Source organism: Ruegeria sp. HKCCD7303 (assembly GCF_013111185.1).
GTDB lineage: Bacteria > Pseudomonadota > Alphaproteobacteria > Rhodobacterales > Rhodobacteraceae > Ruegeria.
This window is the reverse complement of record NZ_WVRE01000004.1, coordinates 20,040-40,168: the sequence shown is the minus strand read 5'-3', so window position 1 is coordinate 40,168 and position 20,129 is coordinate 20,040. Positions and strand designations below refer to the sequence as shown.

Annotated in this window: 20 protein-coding genes and 1 pseudogene; 6 read left to right on the top strand and 15 right to left on the bottom strand. The window is 54.8% G+C overall.

The window, feature by feature from the left end; all coding sequences use genetic code 11:
- Nucleotides 1-8: 8 nt before the first annotated feature.
- The 11 genes from GS630_RS11985 to GS630_RS11935 all read right to left on the bottom strand — a co-directional run bounded on the left by GS630_RS11985 (nt 9) and on the right by GS630_RS11935 (nt 9,800).
- The gene (locus GS630_RS11985; protein WP_170614881.1) at nt 9-710 is read right to left on the bottom strand and encodes an SDR family NAD(P)-dependent oxidoreductase; all 702 of its coding nucleotides are present in this window, start codon (nt 708-710) and stop codon (nt 9-11) included.
- Nucleotides 707-1,333, bottom strand: coding sequence for a 2-dehydro-3-deoxy-6-phosphogalactonate aldolase (locus GS630_RS11980; protein ID WP_170614882.1), 627 nt, complete (start codon nt 1,331-1,333; stop codon nt 707-709). The genes GS630_RS11985 and GS630_RS11980 overlap by 4 nt, the downstream gene beginning before the upstream one ends.
- A complete protein-coding gene (locus tag GS630_RS11975) occupies nt 1,330-2,250 on the bottom strand; it encodes a 2-dehydro-3-deoxygalactonokinase (RefSeq protein WP_170614883.1) in 921 nt (306 codons plus the stop codon). The genes GS630_RS11980 and GS630_RS11975 overlap by 4 nt, the downstream gene beginning before the upstream one ends.
- Nucleotides 2,231-2,920 carry an RraA family protein gene (locus tag GS630_RS11970; RefSeq protein WP_108861947.1) on the bottom strand — a complete coding sequence of 230 codons (690 nt, stop codon included), beginning with the start codon at nt 2,918-2,920 and terminating at the stop codon, nt 2,231-2,233. The genes GS630_RS11975 and GS630_RS11970 overlap by 20 nt, the downstream gene beginning before the upstream one ends.
- Nucleotides 2,921-2,932: 12 nt before the next feature.
- Nucleotides 2,933-3,964: a C-terminal binding protein gene (locus GS630_RS11965; protein WP_170614884.1), complete on the bottom strand. Its 1,032-nt coding sequence runs from the start codon at nt 3,962-3,964 to the stop codon at nt 2,933-2,935.
- Nucleotides 3,957-4,451 carry a lactoylglutathione lyase family protein gene (locus GS630_RS11960; protein WP_108861949.1) on the bottom strand — a complete coding sequence of 165 codons (495 nt, stop codon included), beginning with the start codon at nt 4,449-4,451 and terminating at the stop codon, nt 3,957-3,959. The genes GS630_RS11965 and GS630_RS11960 overlap by 8 nt, the downstream gene beginning before the upstream one ends.
- A gap of 22 nt (nt 4,452-4,473) precedes the next feature.
- Nucleotides 4,474-5,262: an SDR family NAD(P)-dependent oxidoreductase gene (locus GS630_RS11955; protein ID WP_170614885.1), complete on the bottom strand. Its 789-nt coding sequence runs from the start codon at nt 5,260-5,262 to the stop codon at nt 4,474-4,476.
- A 1-nt stretch (nt 5,263) separates the two neighbouring features.
- A complete protein-coding gene (locus tag GS630_RS11950) occupies nt 5,264-6,265 on the bottom strand; it encodes an ABC transporter permease (protein WP_170614886.1) in 1,002 nt (333 codons plus the stop codon).
- Nucleotides 6,262-7,785 carry a sugar ABC transporter ATP-binding protein gene (locus tag GS630_RS11945; RefSeq protein ID WP_170614887.1) on the bottom strand — a complete coding sequence of 508 codons (1,524 nt, stop codon included), beginning with the start codon at nt 7,783-7,785 and terminating at the stop codon, nt 6,262-6,264. The genes GS630_RS11950 and GS630_RS11945 overlap by 4 nt, the downstream gene beginning before the upstream one ends.
- Before the next feature lie 84 nt (nt 7,786-7,869).
- Complete coding sequence (locus tag GS630_RS11940) at nt 7,870-8,904, bottom strand: sugar ABC transporter substrate-binding protein (protein ID WP_170614888.1); 1,035 nt, start codon at nt 8,902-8,904, stop codon at nt 7,870-7,872.
- Nucleotides 8,905-8,930: 26 nt separating this feature from the next.
- On the bottom strand, nt 8,931-9,800 hold the full coding sequence (locus tag GS630_RS11935; RefSeq protein ID WP_170614889.1) for an SMP-30/gluconolactonase/LRE family protein: 870 nt from the start codon (nt 9,798-9,800) through the stop codon (nt 8,931-8,933).
- 107 nt (nt 9,801-9,907) lie between these two features.
- On the opposite strand from GS630_RS11935, the gene GS630_RS11930 reads away from it, so the two are divergent.
- The 6 genes from GS630_RS11930 to GS630_RS11905 all read left to right on the top strand — a co-directional run bounded on the left by GS630_RS11930 (nt 9,908) and on the right by GS630_RS11905 (nt 16,074).
- Nucleotides 9,908-10,579 (top strand): GntR family transcriptional regulator, encoded by a 672-nt coding sequence (locus tag GS630_RS11930; protein WP_170614890.1) that lies wholly within the window; start codon nt 9,908-9,910, stop codon nt 10,577-10,579.
- A 147-nt stretch (nt 10,580-10,726) separates the two neighbouring features.
- Complete coding sequence (locus GS630_RS11925) at nt 10,727-12,280, top strand: sugar ABC transporter ATP-binding protein (protein ID WP_253740669.1); 1,554 nt, start codon at nt 10,727-10,729, stop codon at nt 12,278-12,280.
- 2 nt (nt 12,281-12,282) lie between these two features.
- The gene (locus tag GS630_RS11920; protein ID WP_216604511.1) at nt 12,283-13,269 is read left to right on the top strand and encodes an ABC transporter permease; all 987 of its coding nucleotides are present in this window, start codon (nt 12,283-12,285) and stop codon (nt 13,267-13,269) included.
- Nucleotides 13,270-13,325: 56 nt separating this feature from the next.
- A complete protein-coding gene (locus GS630_RS11915; protein WP_010437236.1) occupies nt 13,326-14,321 on the top strand; it encodes a substrate-binding domain-containing protein in 996 nt (331 codons plus the stop codon).
- A gap of 53 nt (nt 14,322-14,374) precedes the next feature.
- Nucleotides 14,375-15,277, top strand: a complete 903-nt coding sequence (locus tag GS630_RS11910) for a hypothetical protein (RefSeq protein ID WP_170614893.1) — start codon at nt 14,375-14,377, stop codon at nt 15,275-15,277.
- On the top strand, nt 15,265-16,074 hold the full coding sequence (locus tag GS630_RS11905) for an NAD(P)-dependent oxidoreductase (protein ID WP_170614894.1): 810 nt from the start codon (nt 15,265-15,267) through the stop codon (nt 16,072-16,074). Before GS630_RS11910 ends, GS630_RS11905 begins: the two co-directional genes overlap by 13 nt.
- Before the next feature lie 89 nt (nt 16,075-16,163).
- Here GS630_RS11905 and GS630_RS11900 read toward each other — a convergent pair.
- The 4 genes and pseudogenes from GS630_RS11900 to GS630_RS11885 all read right to left on the bottom strand — a co-directional run.
- Nucleotides 16,164-16,550, bottom strand: a pseudogene (locus tag GS630_RS11900) (transposase); the annotation flags it as partial.
- 282 nt (nt 16,551-16,832) lie between these two features.
- Nucleotides 16,833-18,272 (bottom strand): phage terminase large subunit, encoded by a 1,440-nt coding sequence (gene terL, locus GS630_RS11895; RefSeq protein ID WP_170614895.1) that lies wholly within the window; start codon nt 18,270-18,272, stop codon nt 16,833-16,835.
- Nucleotides 18,250-18,672 (bottom strand): DUF5681 domain-containing protein, encoded by a 423-nt coding sequence (locus GS630_RS11890; RefSeq protein WP_170614896.1) that lies wholly within the window; start codon nt 18,670-18,672, stop codon nt 18,250-18,252. The genes terL and GS630_RS11890 overlap by 23 nt, the downstream gene beginning before the upstream one ends.
- Nucleotides 18,672-20,096 carry a DNA methyltransferase gene (locus GS630_RS11885; protein ID WP_170614897.1) on the bottom strand — a complete coding sequence of 475 codons (1,425 nt, stop codon included), beginning with the start codon at nt 20,094-20,096 and terminating at the stop codon, nt 18,672-18,674. Before GS630_RS11885 ends, GS630_RS11890 begins: the two co-directional genes overlap by 1 nt.
- Between the last annotated feature and the right edge of the window lie 33 nt (nt 20,097-20,129).

Here is a 20,129-nt window from a genome sequence, read left to right as displayed (position 1 = left end):
GATTTTCCTCACATAGCGAGATAGCCGCCATCGACCGGATAGACCGACCCGGTCACAAAGCTGGCGTTTTCACTCAAAAGCCATTGCACAAGCGTACCGACTTCTTCGGGTTTCCCCCAGCGTTTCATGGGCGTACGCGCCATGATCCCCGCTGTTCGTTCAGGGTCTTCCCGAAGGCCCTGGGTCATCTCTGTCTCGATCCAGCCCGGCGCGATGGCATTGACCCGGATACCGTCTTCGGCCCAGCGGCCTGCCAGTGCCTTCGTCAATTGTGCCACGCCGCCCTTGGAAGCGGAATAGGCCGGCACCAACGGTCCACCAAAAGTGCTGAGCATAGAGGCCGTATTGACGATAGCCCCACCTGTTTCCGCTAAGAAAGGATGCGCGGCGAGACAGCAGCGCATGGTGCCGGTCAGGTTCACATCGAGCACCTTGGCGAATACGTCGATGTCGTATTCTTCGCCACGCTGAAGAATACCTGCGCAGTTCACCAAAGCATTCAGACCCGTGAGTCCACTGAATACATCATTGATTGAAGCTTGGTCGGTGACATCCAAGATCTGCACCTTTATCCCGTCTCGAGGCTCGAATGCATCCAATTCGGATTGGGAGGCGGATGCAGCAATGACGGACCAACCTGCATCCGCCAACGACCGCGCAACACCCGCACCGATCCCTCGCGTACCGCCCGTTACAAGGGCCTGTTTCATCCAAGTTCCTCCAATACACTGGTGAAGGCGCGCGCGCGCTTGCCGATATCATCCAATGTATAGCTCGGTTTGAAAAGTGCAGAGCCCAGCCCATATCCATCCGCACCTGCGGCATGATACGACGCCACCGTGTCTGGCGTTATGCCCCCTACAGCAGCGATCACTGCGTCTGCAGGCAATACGGCGCGCATGGCCGCAATAGCAGCTGGTGGCACCATTTCCGCCGGAAAGAATTTAAGGACCGATGCCCCGATATCCAATGCCATAAAGGCCTCGGAGGGGGTCATGACACCTGGACACCAATACAGATCACGGGCGACAGCCGCGCGCCCGACATCTCGGTTCATATTGGGCGACACAATGATCCGCCCGCCTGCATCTGCAACCGCCGCGACCTGATCCGCAGATAACACTGTACCAGCGCCAACGATGGCTTGAGCACCATGTTTCGCAACAATCTGTGTAATCGATTCCAGCGGGTCCGGTGAGTTGAGCGGCACTTCGATTATCCGAAACCCGGTATCGAAGAGTACATCAGATACCGGGCGCGCATTTTCTGGTGCCAGCCCCCGCAAAATCGCAATCAGCGGGTTCTCAGCCAGAGCTGCAGTGAGGTCAATCATCCGACCAACCCCGCAGCGCGAGCAATCAGAAAATGCCCTTTCGCAACGATATCATCAGGCGCGCGACGGCTGTCGAAACCAGCAGTTCGAAGCGCTATTTCGTATCGGTCGGACAAATCGCTACGTCCAACAACTGTGATCGAACCAACGTCTTCTAATTCGCCGATCGCGGCAGCAACCTCCGTCCCGATCAACAAGCCCGACAAGTAGTCGGCCGTAGCTACCTTTGAGATTTTTCCCATGAGAGGAAGCGTCCGAACATGAAACAGGCTGTGCAGCAGGTTCGACTCACCACTGAGGCCCGCTTCGACGCCCATCACGAATGCGTCTTCGCTGAAGACGTCCTCCTTCATCAAGGTGCCAAGGATTGTGTGTTCTTTCAGCGCCGAAAAAATCTCGCCGGTCATGTAGGTCGAGAAATCCACGATCTTCCCATCCGCAACCTGAACCCATTTGCTGTGCGTTCCCGGCATCACGAACACACCTTCGCTCAAGCCTAGTGAAGATGCCCCGATGATCTGGGTCTCCTCGCCGCGCATTACGTCAGGTCCACCGGCATGTTCCGTTGAAGCACCTGTCACAAAATGAATACGCGCTCCGTTGGCCGCTTCGTGCGGGACCAACGCTCGCGCAAGACCGCCAGCACCCAGAGGCATTTCGGCATATTGCGTTTCTACCCAGCCATTGCGGCTGGTGATCATGCCAGATGCCAGGATCGGCAGGTTAGCTTTTGCGACCCAAGGGCCGATGAGACGATCAAGGACCGCGTCAAAGGTTTGCCCCGCAACCTGCATGATACCTTCAGGCGACGAGACCCCTTCGATCACCTCGCCCTCCGCGCCAATTAGAAATGCACGGAACGATGAAGTGCCCCAATCTACGCCGATCAGCGCTGGCTCAGATGCGACCGAATTCATTCAGCAGATCCTCAACGGTTTTGCCTTGGGCCACCCATTTACGGGTTTCCTCCTCACGGTCAGCTTGCTCTTGAGCAAGGCGCACGGTTTCCTCGGCAATTTCCTGTGGAACCACGACGACGCCCATAAGATCAGCTACAATGAAATCACCGGGGTTTACGACGACGCCCCCACAGGCGATTGGCACATTGATCGAAAGTTCTTCTTTACGTTCCGAGAACATCGTGTGCGTTCCGCGCGGCGTGATCGCGCGCGTCCATATTGGCCAGTTGATGTCTTCCAACTCATCTGTGTCACGGCCGGTGCCATCTACGATCATACCACGAATGCCACGATTCTTGGCCAGACCACCCATTAAACCGCCGCAGACTGACGTTTGACGATCACCACCCGCGTCCACAACGATCACGTCCCCGGGTTGTCCCATTTCAAGCGCTCGCAATGGGTCGACCAGATCGCCTTTTGAAAGCTGAACCGTCACGGCCTGGCCTGTCACCTTGGCGCGGAAAGCGGGCTTGATGGCGCTGTCCATCACGCCTGTTCGGTACTGCACATCCGCAAAAATGGCAGCAGCAGAATACGCCTCCAACACCTTGTCGAATTTTTTGAGAAGTTCCGGGTTTCTTTCAAAATCATTGAAAACCCTAAGGTCTGTGCTGACGTCTGGCATTCTTGTCTCCTGTTATGCGGTAGATACGGCCAATGCCTCGGCATTGACTGTGTAGTCGGGGTTTTGTCCTGTCAGAACCTTGGCCACTTGCGTGGCCGCGGTAACCCGCGCTGCGTGTATGGATTCCTCGGAATAGTAGGCGGCATGCGGCGTTACGAGGACGTTGGGCAGTGTGAACAGCGGGTTGTCATCAGGTGTCCAGTTGGCGCGCTTGGCCGGCTCTTCTTCGGGGTCGTCGAGCCCTGCAGCAGCCAGATGGCCTTCGGTCAGCGCCCGGAACAGGGCTTTGTTGTCGACCGTTGGTCCGCGTCCAGTGTTCACGAGTATCGCACCGGGTTTCATGACCGAGAATTCGGCATCCGACAAAAAGTGGTGCGTGTTCGGCGTCATCGGCGCCTGCATCAGGATATAGTCGGACCTTGCCAGCAATTCAGGCTTGCTCACCAGCTCGACCCCAATCTTTGCCGCGACTTCTCTTGGCAAATACGGATCGTAGGCGATGACCGTAACTCCGAAAGATTGCGCCCGCGTTACGATGGCTTGCCCTATTTTTCCCAGCGAGACGACACCCATCGTCCGCCCGCGCAACCGGTAGACCGGCTGCCCGCTTTGCCACTTCCAGACCCCTGCATGAGTGGCCCGATCATAGTCGGGCAACTTGCGCGCCAGGGTCAGCCAAAGAGCAATCGCGTGATCGGCGACTTCCTCCGTGCAATAGTTTTGCACGTTGGTAACGAGGATGCCTTTTTCCGTTGCCGTGCCGACATCCACGATATCTACGCCCACGCCATAACGCGCGATGACCTCGCAGTTTCGCATCCGCGCAATCGTTTCCTTCCCGATCCGGGCATATTGATTCATCATCGCTGAGCAATGCGGCGCGACATCAAACAGGTCTTCCTGGCGTTTGGCCTGAAGCGCAATCACCTCGGCTCCGGCGGCTTCCAGAATTTCCGTCTCAACGGCAACATCACCAAAGTCGTAATCGGTTATCACGACCTTAGGTTTGTCCGTTCTGGGGGAAAAGTCGGCGCGATCAGTCATAGGCACCCGCCGAATAGGTCAATTCGTACGAGTGGCTATAGAGCTCGAAGATGTTGCCAAACGGGTCTTCCATATAGACCATGCGATAAGGCTTTTCACCTGGGTAATACTTGCGCACTTGGCTCATGCGCTGGCGCCCGCCCAGGTCTTCGATAACCTTGATGCGGCCTTCCAGATCCTCGTCCTGTACGCAGAAATGAAACAAGCCACGCCGCCAATATTCAAACGGGCGTTCTTCTTCGACGGTCTTCGGGAACTCAAACAATTCGATGCCAACACCGTCGCCCATCGACAAATGTGCGATGCGGAAGCTTCCCCAGCCTTCCCCAAATACATCGTCGCACATCTGACCGATGGCGCTTTCGTCATGCAGGATTTCAGTTGGTTCCATCAGCACGTACAGGCCGAATGCCTTGGAATAGAACTCCACGGCTTTTTCGAGGTCGGGAACTGTGATGCCAATGTGAGAGAAAGTGAGAGCGGCCATGTAGGGCTCCTCCAGTTAGAAGTTAAAGAATGTTACGAACTATGCCGCCTTCGATCCGATGCGCAGAACCATTGGAGGCTGTACTTGCAGAGATCGTGACGATCATGCGGGCGACTTCGTCTGGTTGGACAAAGCGCTGTATGAGCGATGTGGGTTCATCTGATTTGAAGTAATTGCCCACGATCGTGTCGAGCGGCTCACCCTTTTGATCGGCGAGGCCGTCAAAATAGGCTTCGACACCTTCGGTCCAGGTTGGACCAGGCAGGATCGAGTTAACCCGGACTTTTGTCCCCTTTGTCAATTCTGCCATGCCACGTGTCAGACCTAACATGGCAGTTTTAGTGACAGAATAATGCACCATCTGAGGTAGTGGCTTCACTGCCGCTTCGCTGGCCATGTTGATGATAGATCCCTTATCGCGGCCAAGCATGTCAGGCAGGAAAATTCGGCTCATCCGAACGGCGGACAGGACATTGATGTTGAAATAGTGCATCCAGTCGTCATCCGTGAGATCCTCGAACGGCTTAACCGAGAAGATGCCGACATTGTTAACAAGAACATCCACCGCCCCGCGCGCTCGCGCAAACTCCGCCAGAGTTTCCGCATCAGACGTCTTGGTTAGATCGGCCGCAATGCCTTCAACGTCACCCAGAGATGACAGGTCATCGACGCAGTCGGACACCTCCGCCTCGGTCAGGCCATGCACGATGACCCGCGCGCCTTCTTCCAGATAGACCCGGGCAGTGGCTTTGCCGATGCCGGAACCTGAGCCAGTCACCAGGACCAGCTTATTTTTGAGCCCCAGATCCATCTCAGGCCTCCTTCTTAACGTTAGATGACTGCTGTGATGAAGGGCGGCCGAACATTCGACCCATCAAGCCCGAAATTTCCGCGCGCCACATGTCTATGCCAACGGCCAACAGAATGATCAGGCCCAACACGATGTTCTGAACCGAAGATGGCGCAGCGTTTAGGTTCAAACCATTCTGGACGATAACGATTGTCATCGCCCCCATCAGCGTGGCGAGGATGTTGCCGCGGCCGCCTGCAAGGCTGGCTCCGCCAACAACAGCAGCGGCAATGGCCTGCAGTTCCAGCGTCTGGCCATAGTTGGGCGAACCAGAGTTGAGGCGCGCTGACATCAGGATCGCACCAACCGCAGTCATAAAACCCGCGATGACAAATGTCGTCGTCTGAACTTTACGTACGTTGATACCCGTCAGAACGGCAGCGGATGGGTTACCACCCACGGCATAGATCTCGCGGCCGAGTTTCGTGAAGTTCATAGTGAACGCGGCAAGGACGTAGAAGAACACGAGGTAGAAGAAAGGCATCGGAACGCCGAACAGCTTGCCGTAAAAGATTGGCTCCAGCGCCGGATCCAGCGAGAAGATCGGAGACCCATTGTTGAAGGTCAGGGCAAGGCCCCTGAAGGCAATCAACGCCGCCAATGTTGTGATGAAAGATGGGATACGCCCATAGGCTGTTATCAGCCCAATGAATAGACCAAGCAATCCGCCCATGAGGAGAATGAGTGGCAATGCCAGAACCAGTGGAATGCCAACAAATTTCAACATTTGCGCAAGGATCATGGTCAGCAAAGCCACCATAGACCCGGAACTCAGATCGATGCCCGCAGCGAAGATCACGATAGTAGACCCGATTGCGATCAAGGCCACGATGCTCACCTGTAGGGACAGGTTTGAAAGGTTACCCGGGTTCAGGAAGCGTTCGGTCGTAAGTGCCACGATCAGTGCGACGATCACCATTGCTGCAAATGGTCCGATCAACTGGGTGTCAAAGATCCGCTTCATGCGAAAGCCTCCTTAGGCTTGGATTGAGGAGTGTCGGCGGACGCGCGCACAAGGTCGTCATGCGTAAGGTCGGATGCATCGACCGTGCGCATTATCGTTCCGTGCTGCACGACGGCAATCCGATCGCTCATGGCAAGCAACTCATCGTGGTCTGAACTGATCAGAATGATCGATTTCCCCTCCCGCGTGAGCCTGTTAATCAGCTTGTAAACAGCGATCTTAGCGCCGATATCGATCCCCTGCGTTGGCTCATCAAGGATCAGGATGTCCGAGGCTGAAAACAGCCAGCGTGCAATCACGATCTTCTGCTGATTACCACCAGACAAGAAGTTGACCGTCTTTTCCTCGGCCTGGGTCGAGATTTCCAAATCGCGGATCAGGTCATGGGTGGCTTGCTCTTCCGCCTTGAGATTCAACACGCCGAACCGACTAAGCCCGCCGAGGGAGGCTGCGGTTACGTTCCCGCTTGCGCGGAAATTGAAGAACAACCCGTCAAACTTACGGTTCTCAGGAACAAGGGCCAATCCAGCACGGATCGCATCGATTTCGCGGCGGAAGCGAACCGGCTTGCCGTTAAGTGTTATCTGTCCGCCCGTCAGCTCGTCTGTCCCGAACAGAGCGCGAGCGATTTCTGTGCGGCCACTGCCCAATACGCCGCCCAAGCCCAGAACTTCACCCCGGTGCAACGAAAACGATACATCTTTCACACCCGAATTGGTGGCCAGACCCGCCGCCTCTAGCACAATATCCTTGGTCGCGTTCTGCTCCTTAGGATAATGCTCACCAATGTCCTCACCGACCATTGCGCTGACAATCTCAGAGACGTTGATCTTGGTCTCGCCACTTGCACGCACAACACAACCGTTGCGCAGGATCGTAACTTCATCAACGATCCGTTCAACCTCATCTAGCCTGTGCGACACATAGAGAATAGCGGTGCCGCGCTCACGCATATTGCGCAATAGCTGGTGCAAGCGCTCGATTTCATCTTCACCCAATGCCGCCGTCGGCTCATCCAAGATGATCATGCGGGCGTCCATAGCGACCGCTTTCGCGATCTCGACCAGTTGTTGCTCGCCGACCGATAGCGATCCGGTTATGGTTTCGGGAGAAACATCGACATTCATTTCAGCTAAAACGCGCGCGGCTTCGTTGTGAACCTTGGCCCAGTCGATCACACCAAAACGAGACCGAGGCATATTGCCAAGGAAGATGTTTTCGCCAACCGACAAGGTGGGCACGATCGAGAATTCCTGAAAAACTGTTGCGACGCCCAGCTCACGTGCCGCCTGCGGATCGCTGATCGTGACCGGCTTGCCATTGTGCAGGATTTGACCGCTATCGGGTTGCTGCACGCCGGAAAGTGTCTTGATCATGGTCGATTTGCCACAGCCGTTTTCACCCAGCAGCCCATGAATGGAACCGGGCATAAGCCGGATGCAGACTTTGTCATTCGCCAATACACCAGGATAGGCCTTGGTGATATCGACAAATTCCCAAAGTGGCGTTGCGGGTGTCATTGCGATTGCCTCGACAAAAGGGGAACTCGGTTGAATTGCGACCCGGCAGCACGCGGACGCGCCACCGGGAAGCGGGGAGAAAGTTCAGTACTCTTTGGACGGCTGCGGGAAGAGCTTTTCTGGCTCTTGCAGCACGCTGATCGCACCGTCTTTGTCTTCAATTGATGTGGGCGTTTCGATCCAGCCGCCGGGATAGGACCCGTTGAGCGCATCAATGGTTGCGTGCATAGCCGCTTTACCCATTAAGAACGGTGAGGTGTTGACGGTTGCCGTGATGTTGCCAGCCGCAATCTCTTCAAGGCCAGACGTGTCTCCATCATTACCCAAAAGAACGATATCATTGCGGCCGAGTGCTTTCGCAGCAAAGGATGCCCCAATGATCATGTAGTCGTTCGCCGCGAAGATCATGTCGAGATCGGGGTTCGACTGTAGGATGTCCATACCAGCAGTGTTGCCGCCCTCAACGTTCCATTTACCGTCAATAGACACCACAACGTCGAAGTTTTCGTTGCCCTCGATACCGTCGAGGAAGCCGCCCACACGTTCGGTCGAGTGATAGCCAGGCTGCCCTTCGATAATGCCGACCTTCAACGGTTGATCGCCATAAGTTTCAATGGCCCAATCAGCGATAGCATGTGTGCCGTTGCGCTGGGAGTACCCGACAACGCCATGAATTGGTGTCGGGAAGTTCGGGATGTCCGAGTTGATCATCAAAACTGCCATGCCCTTGTCGACGGCTTGCTTCAGCAGTGGTGCGGCAGCAAATTCATCGTGGGTACCAAAGATGATTGCATCCACATCCTGCGTCAGCACATCCTGGATCATTCCCATTTGGCCGTTGATGTCCGCACCGGACTGGGGAGCAAGCATGAAGACTTCCACCCCGGCCTCAGCGGCAACCGCTTTGATACCTTCACCAATGGCAATGTAGTAGTTGAACTCCGTAGCCGGCGGCATATACGCGATCCGGAACGTTTCGTTTTTGGGTTCTATCGCGTCGATTGGCGCTTGTGCCCCGTCCTCAAGCGGAACCGGCGCTGGATAGTTTTCGGCCAGAGCGACCGTTGCCAACGTGGCGAACCCCGCGGTAAGCGTAGTGCTCATTAGCGTTTTCAACATAGTTTTCTCCTCCAGAATTTCGTTGGTTATCCTTTGAATGGCGCGTCGATCACGCCACGAACGCCGGGTTTCACAGCAAAGAGGCCGCCGGATTCCGGTTCTTTTGTTAAAGCTGCTTCGTCACTCATCAGCCTTGAGGTCGTGATGAACAGCGCGTCGAGATCAGGGCCACCGAAAGCGCAACAGGTGGGCTTCCAGACCGGCACCTCGATCACGCGGTCTATCGTGCCGTCAGGTGCGACGCGAACAACGCGATGGCCTTCCCATTCGGCGTTCCAAACGCCCCCTTCGACATCGACACAGGACCCATCAGGCAAGCCAGGCTCATCATAGAAAGAAGCATGCTGCCGACGGTTCGAAACGGTTCCACTGCGGGTGTCGTAATCAAATGCGACGACTTCCCGAGCGGGGGTATCAGCAAAGAACATCGTGGTACCGTCGGACGTAAAGCAAGTCGAATTGGCGCAAGACACTCCTTCGATGATCGTCTGTACACTCAAATCCTTATCGACGCAGATGACCGACGAATCGGCCTTGCCAGAAACTTCGTTCATGCCTCCAACAATCAATCGCCCCTGGCGATCGGTTCGCCCATCGTTCAGCCGTGTCTCCGGATTGTTCGGCTCGAATCGCGTCACGAGGGTTTCCTCGCCCTGGGGCGAATCCAGCAAGACAACTCGGTCCGCATAAGCAACGATCAGTCCGCCAGACGCACGCGGTGCAAAGCAACACACACGCTCTGGCATCTCATGAGATGCGGATTCTGACGTTGCAGGATCAAATGACCAAAGCGCGCAGCCCTCGATATCGGTCCACCAGATAAGGTCATCGGCGGGATTCCAGAAAATCCCTTCCCCGTGCTGGTTCTTACAATCGACGACCAACTCTGCGCGCACTTTTTTGATCTCCCAAGTACATTCTGATATCTGATATACCAGCTTGCCTAATCTGGTGTATCAGATATCTTGCATCTGGCAACACCTTTTTTTGGAGATATCCTCAGATGGCGCTTGAGAGACCCAAGTCTTTGCGTGAACTCGCACTGGAACATTTGCGGAATAGTATTATCGATGGCTCCCTGAAAATGGGTCAGGTTTTGTCGGAGCGAAAAATCTCCGAAGAGCTGGGCGTATCGAAATCGCCAGTCCGCGAAGCACTCGCTCAATTACGTGACGAAGGGTTGGTCAGTATCGAGCCTCAAAAAGGCGCACGCGTTTTTTCGCTGTCTGAGCCGGAAGTGACTCAGATCTGCGATTTCAGACAGGCTATCGAAACTGCCGCCTTTGAACTTGCGTTGTTGCGGAGCCCGGAAGGTCTTGCCGACGACATGCAGCGTGTCGTGAAGGACATGGAGAAAGAACGCGGGCGAGGCAATGAAAAGGGCTACCTTTCACTGGATACCACATTTCATCAGTTGATTTTTGAACATGCCGGTAACGATTATCTGACGGCCAGCTATACACGCTACATCGGTAAGATTGCCGCATTGCGGACCCATTTGGCGAAGCTGCCACTGCATACTGAGCTTTCCTTCGATGAGCATTCGAAAATCGCTATTGCCGTTCGCGAAGGCGACATGGCCAAAATCAAATCTCTTCTCACTGCGCATATTGACCGCACCAGACAAGCCTACAAAAGCGCCGCCATCGTCCTCGAAGGAGCGACCGCATCCTAGCAAAAACGTAGTTTTGTTGTGACGGGGGCGGGCCAAAACGGCGCCGCCCCTTTCTCTTGGGCACCTCCCGGTCTTTTCTTTTTCAGTTGACATCTGAGATATCAGATGCCAATCAAAAGGCGGGAGGAAGCTTGAATGACGCCAGCAATGAAACCTGAATCACCGGGGCTACAGCCACTGATCCAGCTGGATCGGGTTGGCAAAAGCTTCGGCACGAACATTGTTTTGGATGGCGTCGACTTTGAATTGAGACCCGGCGAAGTTCACGCGCTTTGTGGGGAAAACGGCGCTGGCAAATCCACCTGTCTCGGCCTGTTTTATGGGCTTCACCAACCTTCTGCTGGGCGCATCCTGTGCGACGGTAGGGAGCAGCGGGTCGAAAGCCCGTCGCATGCGCAATCCCTGGGCATCGGCTGTGTTTTCCAAGAGCTCAGCCTCGCTGGCGCGCTCTCTGTTGCGGAAAACATCTACGCGGGCCGCGTACCCACCCGGTTTGGTGTAGTTGACTGGCCTGAACTGCGCCGTCGAGCGGAGGCGTTGCTGGCGGAATTCGGTCTGAATATCGACGTTTCAACACCCGTGGAAAACTTGCCGATCAGCTCCCGCCAGATTGTTGAAATCGCCAAGGCGTTGTCGTTGAATTCCCGCGTCCTTTTGCTGGATGAACCGACGTCGGCATTGGCACCCGACGAAGTAGACGCACTATTCGATGTCCTAAAGTCCCTGACAAAAAAAGGGATTGGCATCGTCTATGTCAGCCACCATATGGCTGAGATTTTCCAGATCTCGGATCGCATTACCGTTTTGCGAGATGGGCACCACATCAGCACTTTACCGGTTTCGGAAACTTCTCAGGAACAAGTCGTTGCCGAGATGATCGGTGGCGCTCACCCCGGTGATGTCACGCGGTCAGGTAAGGTTAACGGCGAAGAGGTTTTGCATGTCCAAGACCTAACCCATCCAGGTGAATTCGAAGATATTTCTTTCTCCATTAAAGCCGGAGAGATTGTAGGGATGGCAGGGTTGATGGGCGCTCGCCGCAGCGAGATCGTTCGATCGATTGTCGGGCTGATGCATGGCGAGACCGGGGAGATCAGACTTCACGGCAAGTCTGTTAACTTTGCGTCCTTGCGGCAGGCGATGCGTGCTGGGGTCGGATTTGTTCCCGAGGAACGCAAGACTGAAGGCCTCTTTCTGGAACAATCACTCAGCGACAACCTGATCGCGGCCAGTCTTTCCGATCATTCGTCTGCTGGGCTCATGCGTTCGGGCTCGATCAAAGCAGCCAGCCAAGCAGCCATTGACGCCTTCAGTGTCAAAACCAGCGGGATTAACGAACTTGTTGGTGATCTGTCAGGGGGCAATCAGCAAAAGATCATGTTGGCCAAGTGGCTCAAACGCGCGCCAGCTCTTCTGATCATCGAGGAGCCCACAAAAGGGGTCGACGTCGGAGCCAAATTCCAAATCCACACGGAGCTTTTGCGTCGAGCAGCCGAGGGAATGGCCATCCTCGTCGTGTCATCCGATTTTCCCGAACTTGTCTCTCTCTCAACCCGCATCCTTGTCGTCCACGACGGTCGCCTCATGGGAGACATCGCAGCCGCTGAGGCAACCGAAACCACGCTTCTTCAAATGGCCGCCGGAAATTCCGTTCCAATTGTGGACGCACCCCAAACCAATCAATCAGGAGTCGCGACGTGACCATGACCGCTCAAGCCAACTTGCCCATGAAGCGTCCGCTGCTGCGCCGTGTTTTACAAGCTTTTGTCGATATTCGTGAACTGACGCTGATCGTTCTGATCGCCGCCATCATCATCGTGATGTCCAACGTTAATCCCTATTTCCTCAGCTTCTCGAACTTTCGAGCCGTGGCCGTGGGCATGGCCCCCACCGCGATCATCGTGATCGGTATGGCGATACTACTTGCATCCGGCGGGTTCGATCTTTCCGTTGGATCGGTTATGGCTTTGTCTTCTACCGTCGTGGCCATGCTACTTTTGACTGGCATGCCAATTCCGCTTGCGGTGGTATGCGGATTAGTGCTGGGTGGAATTGTCGGCGTAGTGAACGGTTTACTGGTGACCGGACTCGGGATCAATCCGCTTATCGCGACCCTCGGCACGATGTCGATCGCGCGAGGCATCGCTCTTGTCTTGACCGAAGGTTTTTCTGTTTCAAGCCTGCCGGCATCATTTGCCTGGATCGGGAAGGCCGACGTAGGCGGTTTTCCGGTAATCGTCTTGTTCACCATTCTGCTGGTCGTCCTGTTTGACCTAGCCGTCCGCCATACACGCTTTTTCCGTCAGGTCTATTTCATCGGCGCCAATGAAAAGGCCGCGATGTTGTCAGGCATACATGTAACACGCGTGCGTATCATCCTGTACGCACTGACCGGTATTCTGGCTGCTTTGGCGGGTGTATTGCTGGCGTCCCGCCTGATGAGCGGTACGCCCACGGCAGGCAACGGTATCGAACTTCAGGTTCTGGCTGCGGCTGTCATCGGTGGCGCATCCCTACGCGGCGGGGAAGGTACTATTCTTGGTGCTTTCCTCGGCGTCGTTTTCGTCGCGTTGATCAACAACACCATGACGATGCTGGCCGTATCGATCTACTGGCAGATGATCGTCATCGGCGGTGTACTCGTTACAGCGGTCGCCTTGGACATGCTGATCCGAAGCAAACGGGGCTGAGCCCGAAGCTTTCCAAATCTCAACAACAACCAAAGATCCAAAACAGGGAGACTACGATGACTGAATTGAATGTGAATCGGCGCAGGCTGCTGACAGCGGGCACCACCGCTGGATTGGCCGCAGCGTTCGGACTGCCCATGCTGTCCAAAGAAGCCATGGCACAAGCGGCCGGCAAGGAGTATGTGTTCCTGTCCATCGTCACGCAGGTGCCTTTCTGGGTGGACTATCGAAATGCGATGGAAGACCTTGAGGAACTGATGGGCATCAAGGCCACATTCACGGGCCCGTTGGATTTCGACACGGCCGCACAAGCACGCCAATTGGATGAACTGATCGCAAGACGTCCCGCAGGCATCCTTATCTTCCCGGGTGATCCAGCCACTCTGGCACCCGGCGTTGAACGTGCGGTGGAGGCTGGCATTCCAGTCACATGTTGTATTGGCGATATTCCCGACAGTCCCCGGTCCACATTCCTTGGTATTAACGGCGTTCAGGCAGGTCGAGTCGGCGGCGAAATGCTGGCGCAAGCGATTGGCGGTAAAGGCAAAGTTATCCTCGGCACTTTCCCTGCCCCTTCCACATTGGAGCGTGTCGAAGGGTACAAACAAATCTTTGCCGAGAAATACCCAGATATCGAGGTCGTCGACGTCGTCAACGACAAGGCCGACCCGTCCTATGCGCCGACAGCCTACCTTCAGGCAATTCAGGCGAACCCTGATATTGTTGGCATTGGCGGCACGGACGGCGACAGCGGCAAAGGCGCGGCAATTGCAGTCAATGAGGCGGGACGAAAGGACATCAAGATCGTCGCGATGGACCGAAATGATGATATGCTTCCCTATATCGAAGACGGCACAATTCACGGCGCAGTGGCTCAGAAATCCTATCTTGAGATCTTTCTCGCCTTCCACATGATGCATTGGCAGAACACTGACGCGCTGAAGGTCTTGCCCGATTGGAAGGCGGCTGGCATCAATCCTCTACCCGAGCGCGTTGAAACCGGGGTTATGCCGATTACTGCCGAGAACGTCGTCCAGTTCAAGCACACCTAAGCGATTGTCCCGGTGCATTCTACCGCGCCGGGAAACCGATAGGAGGGGGTTACATGTCGGACAGATGGAGCGTTCTTCACCTGCAGCAAAATGATCTGCAACTGACACTCCTGCCCGGCATCGGGGGCCGCCTATGGGATGTAAACTTCCAAGGGCGCTCCCTCCTATTTCAAAACGCGGATCTCAACGGTTTGGATGTCGATAGTACCCAGCTTACTGATCTGCCCACACGCTCTCCACAATTTGGTTTTCCGCTCTGGGGCGGCGAGAAGACTTGGATCGCCCCGGATGCATCATGGGTAAACGGCGCTCCGTTTCCCGTGTTGGACAGCGGCTCTTACCAGATCACTTCAAGAAGCAGCACTCGTATCGAAATGACCAGCGCATTATGCCCGACCTCGCAATTGTCAGTGTCGCGCCGCATCACGCTGACCTCCGCGGAAAGCTGGGAAATAGAACACATCGTGGTCAACCATGGGACCTCCTCGCGCCTGACCGGCATTTGGTCAGTCATGATGCTTAACACCCCCACCAAGGTCGGTGTCGAATTGGAAGACCCTGCATTTTATCCTATTTTTGGCTCTGCCGAAGGGATGATAACTACGCACGGCAATGGCATTGTCTTGGATTGCAACAGACAGCAGGAATTCAAGGTCGGGCTACCGAACCCCAACGGTCGTACATTGATACGGTGCGGCGCTGATGCCCCGTTGCTAATGTGCTCGGTACCAGAACCTCAAAAGGGCGATCAATTTGCACACGACTATCCGTTTGAGGTCTTTAATTCAGCCGACTACGCCTATTGCGAAGCGGAGTGGCACTCCCCGGCACGCAAGCTCGCACCGAATGAAACGCTGAGTTTTCGGCAGACGTTCCGCGTCTTGACGGATGAAGATGCAACCCAAATGCCATTGGGGCTCACAAACAACAAGGAGTTCCTGTCATGCATGTCTTGATTACAGGCGCAGGCGGGCATCTCGGACGCAAACTCTTCAACGCGCTAGAAAGCGACACCGATTACACCGTCTCTGGCATCGACATCCGTCCCGTTGATCATCCCGACATTCACACAGCAGACCTGTCCGAAGACAGCAGTTGGGTCAGTTTGCTAAAGGGAGTCGACGTTATCGTGCATCTTGCCGGAGACCGAGAGCCCTCCGCCACTTGGGCCTCCGCGATCAAACACAATATGGATGCAACGCTTTCCCTCTATCACCATGCGGCGGCCATGGGCGTCAGACGAGTAGTACTTGCCAGTTCCAACTGGGTCCACGGCGACAAAAGGTTCACGCATGATGTGCTTAAAAGCACGACACCACCAGGACCAGTAAACGCCTACGGCATGTCAAAGCTGTTCTGTGAACGGACAGGGGCCTACTTTGCTGAGCATCACGGACTGTCGATCATCTGCTTGCGCATCGGCTGGACACAATGGACTCACGACAACCAACCCGGCACACATATGGCGATGGGCCGGTGGGGCCAGGAAATGTGGTTGAGTGATCGGGACTTTCTAAACGGAATGCGCGCCGCAATAGATGCCAAGGATATTTCCTTCGCAGTCCTGAACCTAATGTCAGATAACCCGGGGATGCGCTGGAATATCACCGAAACACGGCAAGCGATTGGCTACTCTCCAATGGATGGAAGCCCCGCGAAAATAACAGTGGGCATTGTACTAAGATCCACTCTGAAACGGCTGTTTTCAGTCTGGCTCCCCAGCTACGTCACGACACGTTTTCCAGATTGGTAAAGTACAAGGTCCGGGCATTGTTGTTGCGTTGCGCAATCATTTTCCGAAACCTCGCATCGAAGTAAGCGCTGAAAAGGTCAGCTTTGTCCGCTTTGCAGTCGACGGAGATCCTGGCTCTTCTCCGTCACCGTCTTCAGGTTCGGTCGCAGCGTGGCCTCGGCAATCGCTTCGACGTCGTTGTAGTCATTCTTCTGCCCCTTGATGAACGGTCTCACGTAGATCGCCGGGATGATCCGCGGTTCAAATCCCAAACCTCGCAACGTTCGGCTGACAAAATGCGCGCTGAGACACGCCTCCATCCCGATCACGCATCTCGGCAAGGCTTCAAAGGTGGCGTTCAGCGCCAGACGCTTGATCCTTCGTCGCAGGACCAGAGTGCCCTCCGCATCGAACCCAACCAAATGAAAGACGTCCTTGCCGATGTCGACGCCAATCACCGACAGGTCAGAAAGGTCTTCGGCTTTAGGTGTGCTCATGACTGCTTCTCCTTCTGCTTCGGGTACGGCGTATGGAAATCGCGAGACACCGTCGGGCGTGTCTGCAGGGACCACCATTTCTCCGGCGGTAAAATTTTCAGCTTCAACAACTGGAAGAAATGCAGCCAGAGCCTGCAACCTTTCGCGATCTTCCGACGAGATTTCCATTTGCACCCTCCTTCGCTTTTCAGAAACGCTGCCTTTGTCGTTCAGCGGTCAACGTGACCTCTGACGCCTAGCATGTATCCAGGCTCGTTTTCACACGAGAAGAACAGATCACCACTATTTCAAAACACGCCCTCGCCCCCTGTATTCCGGGTTGAAGCGGCTCACGAGCAGCTTGCGAAAAAATTCAATGGCGTGTGAGAAAGCGTCCACCTGATCATCTTTTGACCCTGCAGGAAATGCGCTAAACTCGGCTAAAAGATCATTTAGCCAGAGCGTTTCAAGGGGTATGTGAACCAAGCCTTGTTCCACGAGGACCATGGCTTTGCCAGCCCGGTCTTCCTTCGACAAACCTTTATGTTTGAGCCCCTGCACTAAAGTACGCCGAATATTGTCAGGGTAATGCTCCCAAAGGACATCAATAAGGGCCAGACCAGAGCTGGCACGCTCTATCGCTACGAAGTTAGCTTTCCAAAGGGTCTGAGTATCAACCACACGTTTCGTCAATTGCGGAAAGGTCCAATATCCACGTTGATTGTCCGCCAGATAGACGTTTCCGTTCGTCATTTGCCAGACCTGAATGACACTGTATGACCCTGACCGGCAGCTTGAAGCTGCGTCAACACTCAGGAACCGAACATCATATAGTTTTGGCAGGGTTTTGTAGCGCTGGAAGAGGCTTATATCGATCTCGCCGCCACCCGGGGGAACAGGGCGTTGTTGATACTGAGCAAGGAAATTTGCCGTACCCAGCTTAGCCCTCTGAACGTCAAGGGTATCCATTGGCAACCGCGCCGCATCCAGAAGCTCGCCCTTGTTGAAGTGATATTCTTCGACATCGCTGATGGGAACAATTTGGTCCTCCTCGGCGATTGCCGGCAGGGTGACACAGTTCCAATCTTCCTGGGTTTGTAGGTGTGCGGCCGGATCATTTATAGCCAGCCGCTGCATCACAAGAACCATTGCGCTGCTTGCCGGATCATTCAGTCGCGTGGACAGTGAAGTATCGATCCAATTATTGACCTTTGCACAGCCGTTTTCGGTCGCAACCTCCGATGCGTCCAGTAAGTCGTCCATAATGCAAATATCTGCTCCTTTCCCAATAACAGCCCCGTTGACTGAAATGGCTTCTCTGAAGCCTCCAGCGTCAGTCAAGAAGATCCGCTCGTTGTCTTTTTGTGGTGCCCCAGACATTGTCGGGAACGCGGCCTTGTACCAGTCGGCATTCACGATCTGTCGGAATTTGTTGGAAAGACCGATCGCCAGATCGAGATTGTGCGAAACAACAAAGATTTGCAGTCCTGGATTGTGCCCAAGCAAGAAGGCGGGCCATGCCACGGAAACGATGATCGACTTCAGACTCCGCGGAGGAATGTTGATCATAACACGTTTTTCGGTTCCCTTTTGGACTTGCCCGAGCGCATGACAAATCGCTTGGATGTGCCAGTTGTCTTGCATCTCCCGTCCGTTAAGCAAGGTCCTAAAAACCTTCTCTACGAAGGCCACAAAACTTAACCGTAGAAGAGCGTAGACTTCAGAATTTGTTGGATTGGTCATCGGACTCTCCGTTTTGAACCTTGGTCTTTATTGCTTTCTCAGCGTATTTGAGAAGCAGACGCACATCTGCTTCACTGGCGGGCAAATCCTTTGCTTCGACTGGTGTCACATCGCCAAAGTACTTATTGAGCTGCCGGAGCAATTCGCCCAAAGCCTTGGGATTTCCTGCCAGGGCGTCCGACACGAGGCGTTTAGCGAAAGCCTCCATTTTGGTAACTTTCAATTCGACGCCCTGTTCCTTCAGGCCAATCTCCGTGCTGAGCTCAGCCTCAATGACGGTTTTCCATGATTTTGAGCCCTTTGGTCGCCCGCCAGGATTGCCACTCTGACCGGGCTTGAACTTATGGGCATCTGGAGGGTTGCCATACCCAATGTTGGAACGGTTCTTGTCGTTGGTCATCAGAACTGTTCCTCCGTTCCAGTATCGTTTTCCAGAGGTATTGGTTCGGCGCTCTTATCGGTCTCGGCCGCAAGTTCTGCGGCCCTCTCAGCAAAGGTTTGGCCGGTTTTTAGAAGAGTTGCCTGGTTGCCGGTCAGCCCTTGCCAACGGCGGATCGCTACGTCCACGTAAGCAGCCGAGATCTCCAACCCAATACAGACACGTTTGGTTCGTTCTGCGGCCAGAAGCGTTGTCCCGCTCCCCAAAAATGGATCCAGAACAATTTGCCCAACGGCCGACGCGTCGAGGATGGCATCCTGTACGAGGCGAACCGGTTTGACGGTGGGATGCAACGTGAAGTCGTCTGCTTCATCCGCCCCACCGCCTGTGGCGCCAGCATATTCCCAGACATTTGTTCGATATCGACCGTTTGAACCTAATTGAACGTTGTTGGTGTGCGGAGCGCCAGGCTGCTTCAGTACAAACACCGTTTCGTAACGTGAGCGATAGAACGAACCCATCCCGCCATTTGGCTTCACCCAAATGCATTTGTTCAGCAGCTCGAGACCCGTCGCCTGGATCGCCTGGTGGAGTTCCCACTCGTGCCGCCAGTCCATGCAACAGTATATCAAGCCACCGGGTTTCAGCCTGGACAACACGCTCTTCAGAAAGGCAATCAGAAACAGGATGAATTCTTCGATCGACATCTCTCCTGACGCTTCGGCAAATTCATCAAATCCTGAGTTGCCGACGCGGATGTGACCGTTGACCTTCGTGTTGTAAGGAGGGTCCGCAAAGACGATGTCGGTCACCTTTCCATCAAGCAGCTCCGACAAAAGTTCAGTGTTTCGCATATCGGCGCACGCAATGAGGTGCGTTCCGGCCCGCCATACATCATTGACCTGAGTGACAGAGGACGCAGAATGAATCGAGGAAGCGATCTGATCAGCGAGGTCTGGATCGCTCCCCTCTTCAGGCAGCGTCTCAAACAGCCCATCAAGTTCTGGCGGTTCAAATCCAAGGTCCGTCAGATCCGTGTTGAACTCGAGCTGGCAGGCCAGTTCGAGAGTCAGCTTGGGCAGGTCAAACTCGCCGGTTGTTTGTATCTGGTTCAGGGCAATTCTCAGGCCTCGAACTTCTAAGTCGGTGAGATCCGCCACTCGAATACACGGGAGGTCCGTCAGCCCCAGTTGACGGGCCGCTTCGACGATCGCGTGACCGTCGATGATTTCGTTGTCCGCTGTAATCAAAATCGGTCGATTCAAGCCATATCGCTTGATCGACGCTCGGCACTTGGCTATCTGCCGATTACTCTGTTTTCGAACGTTGCGTTTTGCCTGCTGCAAATCGTTGATCGCAACGGTTTCAATACTCAACTCGGGCAGCAGATCGTTTTTCTTAGCGATTGAATGCTCCGGACTCGCCGGCTTTGGATAGGTCGTCATCACGCCCTCCTTGAAATCCAGTTTCAGGAAAGT